Source organism: Streptomyces eurythermus (genome assembly GCF_014649115.1).
Lineage (GTDB): Bacteria > Actinomycetota > Actinomycetes > Streptomycetales > Streptomycetaceae > Streptomyces > Streptomyces eurythermus.
The window spans coordinates 94,994-108,219 of sequence record NZ_BMSK01000028.1 but is presented as its reverse complement, the minus strand read 5'-3'; the positions used below and the strand labels follow the sequence as shown (position 1 = coordinate 108,219).

Genomic DNA, 13,226 nt, shown 5'->3' with positions numbered 1-13,226 from the left:
GGGAAGAACTCGTACCAGGAGCCGTACAGGGCGCGTTCGCGTTCCACCAGCAACGGCATCGCGTCGGAGGCGGTGACCAGCTCCCGCAGCGGATACCGGGCCAGTACGTCCTCCACCTCGGGGGACAGCGCCGCCTTCAGCCGGTGGTGGACCGACAGGGTGTCGTCACCGAGGTCGCGCGCAGCGGCCAGCACCAGGTCCCGCCCGGGGCCCCTGGGCACCCCGGCGGCGGCCCGCTCGTACAGCTCCGCGCCCTCCTCCAGCACCAGGCCGGTGTCGATCCCGGCCGGCACCTTCACCGAAGCGGTGTGCCGCCAGGTCGCCAGCGGATGGCTCCACGCCTCCACGCGGAAGGACCAGCGCCCCGTCACGTCCGGGGTGATCTCCGCCCCCCAGCGGTCGCTGCCCGGCGACAGCTCCCGCATCGGGGTCCAGGGGCCGCGCCGGCCCGTCGGATCGCGCAGGACCACGTTCGCGCCCACGGCGTCATGCCCTTCGCGGAACACGGTGGCCGTGACCTCGAACGTCTCCCCGGCCACCGCTTTCGCCGGGCGCCTGCCGCACTCCACGGCCGGCCGGACGTCACGTACCGGTACACGGCCGATGGCCGGGGTCCTGCGCATGTATCTCACCTCCGCCGTGCGCGGAGCCGGGCGCCCGGCCCGGCTCCGCGATCCGATAAGTCGGGCCGGTCTCTCGCCGGACCCGCAGGGAACGCCTTGTACGGTGCCAGGTCAGGGGCTTGGCGCCGTGGAACGCCGCTCCGACGGCGGCCCTCTTCTCGCCGTCCGGCGCGGCTGCGGCCGCCCGTCCTGCTCCCGCAGGTAGGTGACCAGGTTCGTGCGGAGATAGCGCTCGGCGGCGTCCACGGCCTCGCGGGCGCAGCGCTTGCCCATCAGCACGCACAGGGTGTACCCGGAGTCCTCGAAGGTGGCCCGGACCGTGCGGTCGTGCGGCGCGGCGAGCATCACGCGCTCCCACGCCCGGTAACGCCGCAACTGCCGGGCCACTTCGGCCTTGGCGGGTAGCAGCATGGCCCTCTTCACCCTCCACGCTCTCGACTGGGCGCGTTCCCGACGGTCGGGTGGTGTCCGCACAGGGGAGGGCACGGCACCGTTACGGCGATCGAGGCTTTCACTCATGGTGCACGCGCGACGACGCAGCGTCTTGTTGGATCTTCAACGAGTGGGGCGGTCGGCGGCTCGTGTTGCACGAATGGCGTAGTGCCCGCACCGTGGAAGTGACTCTGAAGCGATCAACGCTCACGCTGGGTGTCCGGAAATCCCTCCGGGCGGGCGAGGGGAGCGAGAGCTTCGCCGGTGAGGAGCAAGCGACGATGAAGACCGCAGTGCCCTGCTACTACCACCTCGACGTGGAGGTCGGCCCGGAGCGGGTGGGACAGGTCGGCCGCATCCTGGCCGCCCATCTGCGCCACTGGGACCTCGACAACCTCGTGGAGCCCGTCCGCCGCGGCGCCGAACTGCTGCTGCGGGCGATCGACGCGCACGCGAGGAACAAGCACACGTCCATCGAGATGTGGTGGAACGGCCAGCACCTCATCACCGCCCTCGGCGGGGAGGACCCCGAGCTGCGCCCGGAGGCGGACCTGCGGTCCTGCCTGGCCGACATCGCCGCCATGAGCGACGGCTGGGGCTGCTGCGCCACGGCCACCGGCAGCACGATCATCTGGTTCTCGCAGCGCGCCCGGGCCGGCCAGCGCGTCCCGCTGGTCCCGCTCGCCCCCGACCCCGCGCTGCGCACCGGCCTGAAGGTGCCCCGCGACCAGCCCGTGACCGTGCTGGCCGGTCCCGCGCCCGCCCACCGCGCCACCCTGGAGGGCAGCCGGTGACCGCCCGTACGCGACGCACAGGGGTGCCCGTCTGGAGCGGGCACCCCTACCCGTTGGGCGCCTCCTTCGACGGGCAGGGCACCAACTTCGCCCTGTTCAGCGAGGTAGCCGAGCGCGTGGACCTGATCCTCGTCGACGACGCCGGCACCGAGACCCCGGTCCGGCTGCACGAGGTCGACGGTTTCGTCTGGCACGCCCATCTGCCCGGCGTCGGCCCCGGACAGCGCTACGGCTACCGGGTGCACGGCCCCTGGCAGCCCGCGCTCGGCCATCGCTGCAACCCGGCGAAGCTGCTGCTCGACCCGTACGCCCGCGCCGTGGACGGCCAGATCGACAACCACCCCTCGCTCTACGAGCGCGCCCCGGACGGGCCGGCCCCGGCCGACAGCGCCGGCCACTCCATGCTGGGCGTGGTCACCGACCCGTTCTTCGACTGGGGCGACGACCGCCCGCCCCGGACGCCGTACGCGGACTCGGTCATCTACGAGGCCCATGTCCGCGGGCTGACCCGCACCCACCCGGACATCCCCGAGCGGCTGCGCGGCACCTACGCCGGGCTCGCGCACCCGGCCGTGACCGAGCACCTCACCTCGCTCGGGGTGACGGCGGTGGAGCTGATGCCGGTGCACCAGTTCGTCCAGGACGGCATCCTCCAGGACCGCGGCCTGTCCAACTACTGGGGCTACAACACCATCGGCTTCTTCGCCCCGCACAACGCCTACGCCGCCTTCGGCTCCCGCGGCCAGCAGGTCAACGAGTTCAAGGCGATGGTGAAGGCGCTGCACGCGGCCGGCCTCGAAGTCATCCTCGACGTGGTCTACAACCACACCGCCGAGGGCAACGAACTCGGCCCCACGCTCTCCTTCCGAGGGATCGACAACGCCTCCTACTACCGCCTGGTCGACGGCGACTGGGCGCACTACTACGACACCACCGGCACCGGCAACAGCCTGCTGATGCGGCACCCCTACGTGCTCCAGCTGATCATGGACTCGCTGCGGTACTGGGTCACCGAGATGCACGTCGACGGCTTCCGCTTCGACCTCGCGGCCACCCTCGCCCGGCAGTTCCACGAGGTGGACCGGCTCTCGGCGTTCTTCGACCTGATCCAGCAGGACCCGGTGATCAGCCGGGTCAAGCTGATCGCCGAGCCGTGGGACGTGGGCGAGGGCGGCTACCAGGTGGGCAACTTCCCGCCGCTGTGGTCGGAGTGGAACGGCAAGTACCGGGACGCCGTACGGGACTTCTGGCGGGCCGAGCCCGGATCGCTCGGCGAGTTCGCCTCCCGGCTCACCGGCTCCTCCGACATCTACCAGCACAGCCGGCGCCGGCCGCGCGCGAGCGTCAACTTCGTCACCGCCCACGACGGTTTCACGCTGCGCGACCTGGTGTCGTACAACGACAAGCACAACGAGGCCAACGGCGAGGACAACCGGGACGGCGAGAGCCACAACCGGTCCTGGAACTGTGGCGCGGAGGGCGACACCGACGACCCGGCCGTCCTCGAACTGCGCGCCCGCCAGCAGCGCAACCTGCTGGCGACGCTGCTGCTGTCGCAGGGCATCCCGATGCTCTGCCACGGCGACGAACTCGGCCGCACCCAGCGCGGCAACAACAACGCCTACTGCCAGGACAACAAGACCTCCTGGGTGGACTGGGACCTCACCGAGGAGCAGCGCGCCCTGACCGCGTTCACCCGCAGCCTGATCGCCCTGCGCGCCGCCCACCCGGTGCTGCGCCGGCGCCGCTTCTTCCGCGGCGAGACCGCGACCAACGCCCGGCAGCCGCTGCCCGACCTGGTGTGGCTGCGCCCCGACGCCCGCGAGATGACCGACCGGGACTGGCAGCGCGCGGACGCGCACTCGGTCGGCGTGTTCCTCAACGGCGACGCCATCGCCGAACGCGACCCCTACGGCCGCCGCATGGTCGACGACTCCTTCCTGCTGCTGGTCAACGGCTACTGGGAGCCGGTCGTCTTCCGCCTGCCCGACGACTCCTTCGGCGAGCGCTGGACCACCCTGGCCGACACCGCCGACCCCGACGGCATCCCCGACGAACGCGAACGCAAGGCGGGCACCCGGCTCCGCCTGGAGGCCCGCAGCCTGGTCCTGCTGTCCCGCCCGTCCCGCGCTACGGGCGCCACGGGCTGAGCCGGGGGCGGCCGGGGCTCAGCAGCAGACGCCGCGGGCCGTCACCGTGAACTGCGCCCCGTCGGCGTCCCGCAGGATCGCCTCCCGCTCGCCGTCCTCGCGCAGCACGCTGCCGCCGTGCTTCTCCGCCGCGCGGGCGCAGGCCGGCACGTCGGTCACCGCGAAGTGGATCTGCCAGTGCGGGCGCACCGAGGGGTCCGGGGCGGCCTCCACCGCGCCCGAGTCGATGCGCGCCACCACATCGCCCTCGCTGCGCAGCAGCACCTCGCCGCCGTCGTACTCCACCTCGCAGCAGCCCGGCTCGCCGGTCGCCCAGTCCAGGGTCTCGCCGTAGAACATCGCGGCGTCGAAGGCGTCCCGGGTGTGCAGCCGCACGAAGGTGGGGGCCGCCTGCCGCCACGCCTCCCAGTTGGTGACCAGGTCGCCCTGCCAGATCCCGAACGTGGCGCCGTCCCGGTCGGCGAGCAGCGCCGCCCGGCCCGGCGGGAAGGACAGCGGCCCGACCGCCGCCGTACCGCCGCGCTCCCGGACCCGGGCCACGGCCACGTCCGCGTCCCGCACCGCGAAGTACGGCGTCCACGCCACCGCCATCTGCCACATGGAGGCCACGGCGGCGATCCCGGCGACCGGGACCCCGTCCGCGAGGGCGATGCGGAAGTGTTCGCCGAGCTTGGCGGTGCGCCACCGCCAGCCCAGCACGGCCGTGTAGAACTCCTGGGTGGCCTGGAGATCACGGCTGGTCAGGCTCACCCAGCAGGGCGCGCCGAAGACGGAGTGGGTGGAGACGACCTCTTTGTCGCGCGGCGCGCCGCCGGCGGGGCTTTCGTGGTTCATGGCAGTCGCGTCCTGCTCTCGGGGCCCGGGCGGCCACCGGTACGACACCAGTGTCCGGCCGGACCGGGTCGAAATGCCTCCCGGGTACCCCGGGTGGCAGGGGTGCAGGCCCCTGCGCACGATGGAGGGATGGCAGAGAGCGAGCCGGACCGGATCGCCGCGTTGCAGGCGGAGGTCGACCAGATGAAGGAGGCCATGGCCTCGCACGCGGTCGTGGACCAGGCGATCGGGATGGTGGTGGCCCTCGCGCGGGTCTCCCCGGACCAGGGCTGGGAGGTCCTCAAGGAGGTCTCCCAGCACACCAACATCAAGCTGCGCCGCGTCGCCGAGCTGATCCTGGTCTGGGGGCGGCGCGGCGACCTCCCGGACCCCGTCCGGGCCGAGCTGGAGGACGCCCTGGACCGGTACGGGCCCGCACGCGTGCCGGGGACCGAGGGGCAGTAGGGGAGCGGGGGTCAGCGGATCTCCGCGAGCAGTTCCTCGCGCAGCCGGTCGAAGCAGCCGCTCAGCAGCCGCGAGACGTGCATCTGCGAGATACCGAGCTGCGAGGCGATGCAGCTCTGTGTCATGCCCTGGAAGAACCGCAGGTAGAGAATGGTGCGCTCGCGTTCGGGCAGCGCCTCCAGGCACGGCCGTACCGCGGCCCGGTCCACCACGAGGTCGTACCCGGGGTCCGGTCCGCCCAGCGAGTCCCCGAGCGCGTAGCCGTCCGTGCCGGAGACCTCGGCGTCCAGGGACAGCGCGGAGAAGCACTCCAGCGCCTCCATGCCGGTGCGCACCTCGTCCTCGCTGAGCCGGGCGTACGCGGCGATCTCCGCGACGGTGGGCGCCCGGCCCGTGGTGGTCTGCGCCAGATCCTTCACGGCGGCGCGCACCCGGTTGCGCAGGTCCTGCACCCGGCGGGGCACGTGCAGGGTCCACATGTGGTCCCGGAAGTGCCGTTTGATCTCCCCGGTGATGGTGGGCACCGCGTACGCCTCGAAGGCGCGGCCACGGGCCGTGTCGTAGTGGTCGACGGCCTTGACCAGGCCCAGCGCGGCCACCTGGTACAGATCCTCCAGGGCCTCGCCGCGGCCGCGGAACCGCACCGCGATCCGCTCGGCCATGGGCAGCCACAACCGGACCAGCTCGTCCCGGAGCGCCCGGCGCTCGGGGCCGTCGGGCAGCAGGGCGAGCCGCTCGAAAGCGGCGCCCGTGTCCGGGGCGTCGTCGTGGGGATGGGATTTCGTGCTGCCAGTGACACGCATCGCGCGCACCTCTCTCGGCAGGTGCTGATGGGACAGACACCGTGGGAGGTGCGCTCGGACCATGGAGTGGGACACCGGGGGCGGGCCATGCCGTCTCCCACGGACGTGCCTCCTGTCCGAAGCACTCCTGTGCCCTTTTCCCGCCGAGGGACACTCCCAAACAAATAATAATAAATGTGGCGAAACGGTCTAAGGGGAGCCGGAGATCGCCGATCTTGTCGTGGACGTGATGTGCGGCACGCCCGGCCCGGCGGCCGGAACCCGCCGCGGACGAGTTCTTCCTGGGCAGCGCTTGATCACCGGTCGACGGGGGTCAATTCCCCTGACCACGCTGCGTTCCCGGCATTTGACAGTGCGCTCGGCGCACAGATAGACAGCAGCTCTCGAGGGTCGAGAGGGGCACTGTGTACGAGCCGAACGTGGTCGGTGACTGGCAGGAGTACGACGAGCATGCCGGTCTGCGGGTCCGCGTCCACCGCCTGGAGGCGGCCGAGCCGCCCCGCGGCCGGGACGACGCCGCCGCCGGGCTGACGTATTTCAGTGTCCGGGTCACCGTGGAGAACCGCGGCGCCCGGCCCTACGGCATCCACCTGGAGGACGGCCAGATCGACGTGCGCGTGGGCCCGGACGGCGAGGGCGCCTTCATCGACTGGCGCAACTCCCAGTTCGTCGAGGGCTTCGACGTCTACCCGCTGCGCCGGGCCACCGCCGTGATCTACGCCGCCGCGCCCGAGGCCGCCCTCAGCCACGTGGACGTACAGGTGCAGCTGCGGGCGGACGACGAGTGGACCGGCCGCCGGCTGTGGGCGGGCGGCATCGGCGTCCTGGAGCCGGCCCCGACGGCCACTCCCTCGGCCGCCGGGCAGGGCGGCCTGGCCCACCAGGTCTCCGCCTTCCTGCGGGACCAGGCGGAGCCGGGCTCCGCCTGACACGCACCCGCGCGGGACGTCCCGCCCGGTTCGGTGCCGGGACGTCCGTACGCGGTTCAGTGCGGGATGCCGTCGATGATCTCCCGCGCGCCCTGCCGCAGCAGCGCGACCGCGACCGAGGTGCCGAGGGTCGCCGGGTCCAGCCGCCCCGCCCACTCGTGGGCGTTCAGCCGTGTCTTGCCGTCGGCGGTGAACACACAGGCGCGCAGCGAGAGTTCGCCGCCGCGGTCCACGTGCGCGTACCCGGCGATCGGGCTGTTGCAGTGCCCTTGCAGCACATGCAGGAACATCCGCTCGGCCGTCGCCTCCCGGTGGGTGTCCGGGTCGCCGAGCCCGCTGACCGCGTCGATCAGCGCGGTGTCGTCCTCCCGGCACTGCAGGGCCAGGATGCCCGCGCCGATCGGCGGCATCATCGTCTCCGTCGACAGCACCTCGCTGATCACGTCGGTCCGGCCGATCCGCTCCAGCCCGGACACCGCGAGCAGCAGCGCGTCCGCCTCGCCCGCGGCCAGCTTCTCCAGCCGGCGGTTGGCGTTGCCGCGGAACGGCACGCACTCCAGATGCGGGTGGGTCGCGGCCAGTTGGGCGATCCGGCGGACCGAGGAGGTGCCGATCCGGGTGCCGGCCGGCAGCTCGTCCAGGGTCAGCCCGCCCGGGTGCACCAGCGCGTCCCGGATGTCGTCCCGCTTCAGGAACGCGGCGAACACCGTGCCGGCGGGCAGCGGCCGGTCGGCGGGCACGTCCTTCACGCAGTGCACCGCGAGATCGGCCTCCCCGGCGAGCAGGGCCGCGTCCACCTCCTTGGTGAACGCACCCTTGCCCTCGACCTGGGAGAGATCGCCCAGCCACTTGTCGCCGGTCGTCTTCACCGGGACGACCTCCGTCCGCACCCCCGGGTGCAGCGCGGCCAGCTCGGCACGGACCCGCTCCACCTGGGCCAGCGCCATGGGGGAGTCGCGGGAGACGATACGGATCAATTCCGGTGCAGACATGAGGACACGATAGACCCTGGGGCCGGTCCGGCTCCGGTCGCGGTCGCCCGTACGGCCCCCCGTACCACGGAGGTTGGCCCGTCGGCCGCGCCCCACGGCCCTCACCCCGGCGCCTGAGGCAGGTCCGCCGCCGACTCCTCCGGCGTGAGGTCCGGGCGCGAGCGCAGCCAGGACGGCTGGCGCAGCATGCCGTGCCGGGTACGGGTGCTGTAGCTGACCTCGCCCACCAGCCGGGGCACCACCCAGCGCGCCTGGGGGATCCTCGGCACCGGGTCGAAGGGGCACCGGTCGCTCGCCGCCTCCCGCAGCAGCTCCGCCAGCCGGACGCGTTCCGCCTCGCTCCAGCCGGTGCCCACCCCGCCGACGTAGCGCAGCCGGCCCTCCGTGTCGCGCTGCCCGGCCAGCACCGCCCCGGGCAGTCCGGTCAGCCGGCCCTTCCCGGGCAGCCAGCCGCCGATGATCACGTCCTCGGCGCGCATGTTCCGGATCTTGACCCAGGCGCGGGAGCGGACGCCGGGCTCGTACACCGAGTCCAGCCGCTTGCAGACCAGGCCCTCCAGCCCGTGCTCCCGGGTGGCGCGCAGAGCCTCGGCGCCGTGCCCCGTCACCGCGCCCGGGGTCGACCAGTACGGCCCGGCCAGCTCCAGCTCCTCCAGCCGGGCCCGCCGTCGCGCGTACGGCAGACGGAGCAGCGGCTCGGTCAGATACGGCACGTCGAACAGCACCAGGTGCACCGGCACCTGCGCGGCCCGGCGCGCCGCCCGCGCGGGGGCGTGCGCGAGGCCCATGCGGCTCTGCAGCAACTGGAAGTCGGCCCGTCCCCGCTCGTCCAGGGCCAGCACCTCGCCGTCCAGCACGGCGGGCGTGGGGCCCAGCGCGGCGCCCAGCGGCCGGAGTTCGGGGTAGGCCGCGGTGATGTCCTCGCCGGAGCGGGCGCGCAGCAGCACGCTGCCGTCGCCGGGCAGGTAGACCATCACCCGCTGGCCGTCCTGCTTCGTCTCGTACGCCCACCGCCGGTCCTGGGCGGCGGGCGGCAGGCTGCCGGGGGTGGCGAGCATCGGCGCGATGAACGGCAGCGGCACGGCGGTCACGGCAGAACATCTCGACCGGCCCCGGCCCGCTCACGCCCCTTTCCCCCACGGTTCCCCTGAACGGGCCCGCGCCGCCCCTCCCGGCCACCGGCGAACCGGCTCACGCCGAGGCGCCCACGCGTCCCCGTCTCAGCCCACCGGCTCGGTCGATGCCTCGGTGGTCGTCGTGGCCGGGGTGTCGACCGGGCGGTGCCGGGGGAGGAATCCGGCGAGCAGGAAGGCGAGGGTCGCCGCGCCCGCGCCGAGTGCCATGACCGCCTTGAAGGCGTTCTCGGACGGCAGCGTGTACCCGCCGAGACTGGTCGTCATCTGGGCCAGGATCACGCCCGCCACGGCGCTGGCCACGGACGTGCCGATGGACCGCATCAGCGTGTTGAGGCTGTTCGCGGCGGCCGTCTCCGAGGGCGGGACCGCGCCCATGATCAGCGCCGGCATGGCGCCGTAGGCGAAGCCGACGCCCGCGCCGATCACGCTGGAGACCAGCACCAGATGCCAGATCTCGCTCATCATCGCGATGTTCAGCCCGTACCCGGCGGCGACGATCAGCGCGCCGGTCATCAGCGTGGTCTTCGGGCCCCGCGACTTGGTGATCAGGGCGGACAGCGGGGCCGTGGCCATCATCACCAGGCCCTGCGGGGCCAGGACCAGGCCGGCGGCGAGCATGGACCTGCCCAGGCCGTAGCCCGTCTGCGTGGGCAGCTGGAGCAGCTGCGGCAGGACGAGCGCCATCGCGAACATGGAGAAGCCGAACGCGATCGAGGCCAGGTTGGTGAACAGCACCTGGCGGCGGGCCGTGGTGCGCAGGTCGACCAGCGGCCGGGCCGTGCGCAGCTCGAAGAAGCCCCAGGCCACCAGGACCACGACGGCGAGCGCGAACAGGCCCAGGGTGGTGCCGCTGCCCCAGCCCCAGTCGGCGCCCTTGGAGACGGCGAGCAGCAGCGCGACCAGCCCGACGGCTATGCCCAGCGCGCCGGCCAGGTCGAACCGGCCGCCGGTGCGCACCCCGGACTCCGGTACCAGGCCCAGCACCAGCACGGCCGCGACGACGCCGAGGCTCGCGGAGGTCCAGAACAGCACGTGCCAGTCGTAGTGGTCGGCGATGAACGCCGCCGCGGGCAGCCCCAGGGCACCGCCGACCCCGAGCGAGGCGCTCATCAGCGCGGTGGAACCGGCCAGCTTCTCCGGCGGCAGCTCGTCCCGCATGATGCTGATGCCGAGCGGGACCACGGCGGAGGCCAGGCCCTGCAGCGCCCGGCCGGCGATCATCGGCACCAGCCGGTCGCTGAGCGCGCACACCGTCGAGCCGGCCACCAGCAGGACCAGGCTGACCAGCAGCAGGCGCCGCTTGCCGAACATGTCGCCGAGCCGGCCGGCCACCGGGGTGGCGACGGCGGCGGCCAGCAGGGTGGCGGTCACCGCCCAGGCGGCGTCGGACGGCGAGGCGTGCAGATAGCCGGGCAGCTCGGGCACGATCGGGATCACCAGTGTCTGCATCAGCGACACGGTGATGCCGGCCAGGGCCAGCACCGTGACCACGGCACCCGGCCGGGACGGGGCGGAACGGCCGGCCTCGGCGAGCCGGGCAGGGGCGTCGGGCATGAAGGGACCTTCCGGGGAACGAGAAACGAGACGAAGGAACGGGCAGCGGCGCGGCCAGTGTTAAGTCAACTGCTTGACTTACTTTAGCCAGCCCGGACGCGGGCCCGTGTCCGGGGAGGCGTCCCGAGCGCCGTAGGCTGGGAACCGGCTGGACCTCGCCCGCCCCGGCCGAGGACCCGTGGGGCGGAGTGCGGGACGGACCGCCCCCGGGGTGGCGCACGTCCCGGAGCGGTGGTGAGCATGGCGCGCAGGACGGCGCGGACCGAGCAGGTGAACGCGACGCGGGAGGCGATCCTGACCGCGGCGGAACGGCTGTTCGCCGAGCACGGCGTGTACGCCGTCTCCAACCGCCAGGTCAGCGAGGCCGCCGGCCAGGGCAACAACGCCGCGGTCGGCTACCACTTCGGCACCAAGGCCGACCTGGTCCGCGCGGTCGCCCGGCGGCACACCCGGCACATCGAGACCCTGCGGGAGTGGGCCCTGAAGGAGGCCACGGGCTCCACGGACGTGCGTGACTGGGTCGACTGCCTGGTCCGCCCGGTCACCGAGCACCTGGCCGGACTCGGCAGCCCCACCTGGTACGCCCGGTTCTGCGCGCAGGTGATGACCGACCCGGTGCTGCACGAGATCATGGTCGAGGAGTCCCTGGCCTCGCCGGCGCTGCGCGAGGCGGTCGAGGGCCTGAACCGCACCCTGCCGGACCTGCCGCCGGAGGTCCGCGCCGAACGCGGTCAGATGGTCCGGCTGCTGATCCTGCACACGTGCGCCGAGCGCGAGCGGGCCCTGGCCGAGTCCGCCCCCACCCCGCACGCCACCTGGAGCGCGGCCGCGACCGGACTCGCCGACGCGATCGTGGGCCTGTGGCTGGCACCGGTCAGCGCGCGGACGGCGGCGCCGGAGAGCCACCCGGAGCAAGGGCGCTTCCCGGAGTGAGGGAACCCGCGGACCGGGGGCGGCTGCCCGGCATGACGGGTGACGGCGGGGGTCAGCGGGTGCGCGGTGGTCCGGCCCAGCCCAGGGACCGTTCGACGGCCCGCTTCCAGTTGTCGTACTCCGCCTCCCGCCGTTCGGGGTCCATGCCGGGCAGCCACTGCGCGGCCCGGTGCCAGTTGCGGCGCAGCACCTCCAGGCCGGGCCAGTAGCCCGCGGCGAGGCCGGCCGCGTAGGCGGCGCCGAGGGAGACCGTCTCGGCGACCATGGGCCGTACCACGGGCACGCCGAGCACATCGGCCACGAACTGCATGAGCAGGTTGTCCGAGGTCATGCCGCCGTCCACCCTGAGCTGCGGCAGGGGGACCGGGAAGTCGGCGTTCATCGCGTCCACGACCTCCCGGGTCTGCCACCCCGTGGCCTCCAGCACCGCCCGCGCCAGGTGCCCCTTGGTGATGTACGAGGTGAGGCCGACGATGACCCCGCGCGCGTCGCTGCGCCAGTGCGGCGCGAACAGGCCCGAGAAGGCGGGGACGATGTAGCAGCCGCCGTTGTCCTCGACCGTGCGCGCGAGGGTCTCGATCTCCGGGGCGCTGCCGATCAGGCCCAGGCGGTCGCGGAACCACTGGACGAGCGCGCCGGTGACCGCGATCGACCCCTCCAGGGCGTAGGCCGGGGGCTGGTCCCCGATCTTGTAGGCGACGGTCGTCAGCAGCCCGTGCCGGGACCGTACGACCTCGTCGCCGGTGTTGAGCAGCAGGAAGCCGCCGGTGCCGTAGGTGCACTTGGCCTCGCCGGGGGAGAAGCAGGTCTGGCCGAACAGCGCGGCCTGCTGGTCGCCGAGGGCGGCGGTGAGGGGGACGCCGGGCAGCAGCGCGCGCGTCTCGCCGTACCGCTCGGCGCAGGGGCGGATCTCGGGCAGCATCGCACGGGGCACACCGAAGAAGTCCAGCAGCTCGTCGTCCCAGGCGAGCGTGCGGATGTTCATCAGCATCGTGCGGCCGGCGTTGGTGACGTCGGTGAGGTGCAGGCCGCCGTCGGCGCCCCCGGTGAGGTTCCACAGCAGCCAGCTCTCCATCGTCCCGAACAGCACCTCGCCGTCCCGGGCGCGCTGCTCGACGCCCTTGACGTGGTCGAACAGCCAGCGGATCCGCAGCGCCGAGAAATAGGTGGAGGGCGGCAGGGCGCACCGCTCGAGGAAGAACGTCTCGCCGGGGTCGCGCAGCAGGTCCTCGACCAGCGGCGCGGTACGGGTGTCCTGCCAGACGATCGCCCGGCCCAGCGGGGCGCCGGTCCGCCGGTCCCAGAGCACCGTGGTCTCCCGCTGGTTGGCCAGTCCGATCGCGGCGACCCGCGCCTGGTCGATGCCGGCGGCGGACAGGGCCTCGGGCACCACCCGGCGCAGGTTCTGCCAGATCTCGACGGCGTCGTGTTCCACCCAGCCGGGCCGCGGGAAGTGCTGCCGGTGCTCCCGCTGCGCGACCGACACCAGCCGCCCCCGGTGGTCGAAGAGGATGCAGCGGGTCGAGTTGGTGCCCTGATCGACCGACATCACATACCGTTCACCCATGATCGGGTCTGCCTTCCGACGGATCCGCGGGCGGC

Annotated in this window: 13 protein-coding genes; 5 read left to right on the top strand and 8 right to left on the bottom strand. The window is 73.2% G+C overall.

The window, feature by feature from the left end:
- Both IE251_RS36605 and IE251_RS36600 read right to left on the bottom strand, forming a co-directional pair.
- Positions 1-623, bottom strand: a 623-nt coding sequence (locus IE251_RS36605) for a maltotransferase domain-containing protein (protein WP_189757248.1), incomplete at its 3' end; no start/stop codon positions are given.
- A 111-nt stretch (positions 624-734) separates the two neighbouring features.
- Positions 735-1,034: a DUF5133 domain-containing protein gene (locus IE251_RS36600; RefSeq protein WP_030784425.1), complete on the bottom strand. Its 300-nt coding sequence runs from the start codon at positions 1,032-1,034 to the stop codon at positions 735-737.
- Positions 1,035-1,336: 302 nt separating this feature from the next.
- Between IE251_RS36600 and IE251_RS36595 the strand changes: the two genes are divergently transcribed.
- Both IE251_RS36595 and glgX read left to right on the top strand, forming a co-directional pair.
- Positions 1,337-1,849 carry a hypothetical protein gene (locus tag IE251_RS36595; protein WP_030784428.1) on the top strand — a complete coding sequence of 171 codons (513 nt, stop codon included), beginning with the start codon at positions 1,337-1,339 and terminating at the stop codon, positions 1,847-1,849.
- The gene (gene glgX / locus IE251_RS36590) at positions 1,846-3,999 is read left to right on the top strand and encodes a glycogen debranching protein GlgX (RefSeq protein WP_189757247.1); all 2,154 of its coding nucleotides are present in this window, start codon (positions 1,846-1,848) and stop codon (positions 3,997-3,999) included. Before IE251_RS36595 ends, glgX begins: the two co-directional genes overlap by 4 nt.
- Positions 4,000-4,017: 18 nt before the next feature.
- On the opposite strand, the gene IE251_RS36585 is transcribed toward glgX, so the two are convergent.
- Entirely contained in the window at positions 4,018-4,833 is an 816-nt protein-coding gene (locus IE251_RS36585; RefSeq protein ID WP_189757246.1) for a VOC family protein, read from the bottom strand.
- A 129-nt stretch (positions 4,834-4,962) separates the two neighbouring features.
- On the opposite strand from IE251_RS36585, the gene IE251_RS36580 reads away from it, so the two are divergent.
- Positions 4,963-5,277: an ANTAR domain-containing protein gene (locus tag IE251_RS36580; protein ID WP_189757245.1), complete on the top strand. Its 315-nt coding sequence runs from the start codon at positions 4,963-4,965 to the stop codon at positions 5,275-5,277.
- A gap of 11 nt (positions 5,278-5,288) precedes the next feature.
- Here the strand turns inward: IE251_RS36580 and IE251_RS36575 are convergent, their stop codons facing one another.
- Positions 5,289-6,080 (bottom strand): RNA polymerase sigma factor SigF, encoded by a 792-nt coding sequence (locus tag IE251_RS36575; protein ID WP_189757244.1) that lies wholly within the window; start codon positions 6,078-6,080, stop codon positions 5,289-5,291.
- 404 nt (positions 6,081-6,484) lie between these two features.
- Between IE251_RS36575 and IE251_RS36570 the strand changes: the two genes are divergently transcribed.
- Complete coding sequence (locus tag IE251_RS36570; RefSeq protein ID WP_189757243.1) at positions 6,485-7,009, top strand: hypothetical protein; 525 nt, start codon at positions 6,485-6,487, stop codon at positions 7,007-7,009.
- 56 nt (positions 7,010-7,065) lie between these two features.
- Here the strand turns inward: IE251_RS36570 and hemC are convergent, their stop codons facing one another.
- The 3 genes from hemC to IE251_RS36555 all read right to left on the bottom strand — a co-directional run bounded on the left by hemC (position 7,066) and on the right by IE251_RS36555 (position 10,691).
- Entirely contained in the window at positions 7,066-8,001 is a 936-nt protein-coding gene (hemC, locus tag IE251_RS36565; RefSeq protein WP_189757242.1) for a hydroxymethylbilane synthase, read from the bottom strand.
- Positions 8,002-8,102: 101 nt separating this feature from the next.
- On the bottom strand, positions 8,103-9,083 hold the full coding sequence (locus IE251_RS36560) for an ATP-dependent DNA ligase (RefSeq protein WP_189757257.1): 981 nt from the start codon (positions 9,081-9,083) through the stop codon (positions 8,103-8,105).
- 138 nt (positions 9,084-9,221) lie between these two features.
- On the bottom strand, positions 9,222-10,691 hold the full coding sequence (locus IE251_RS36555) for an MFS transporter (RefSeq protein WP_189757241.1): 1,470 nt from the start codon (positions 10,689-10,691) through the stop codon (positions 9,222-9,224).
- A gap of 240 nt (positions 10,692-10,931) precedes the next feature.
- On the opposite strand from IE251_RS36555, the gene IE251_RS36550 reads away from it, so the two are divergent.
- Positions 10,932-11,624, top strand: coding sequence for a TetR/AcrR family transcriptional regulator (locus tag IE251_RS36550; RefSeq protein WP_189757240.1), 693 nt, complete (start codon positions 10,932-10,934; stop codon positions 11,622-11,624).
- A 52-nt stretch (positions 11,625-11,676) separates the two neighbouring features.
- Here IE251_RS36550 and glpK read toward each other — a convergent pair whose 3' ends face one another.
- Positions 11,677-13,191, bottom strand: coding sequence for a glycerol kinase GlpK (gene glpK / locus IE251_RS36545; RefSeq protein ID WP_189757239.1), 1,515 nt, complete (start codon positions 13,189-13,191; stop codon positions 11,677-11,679).
- Positions 13,192-13,226 lie beyond the last annotated feature (35 nt).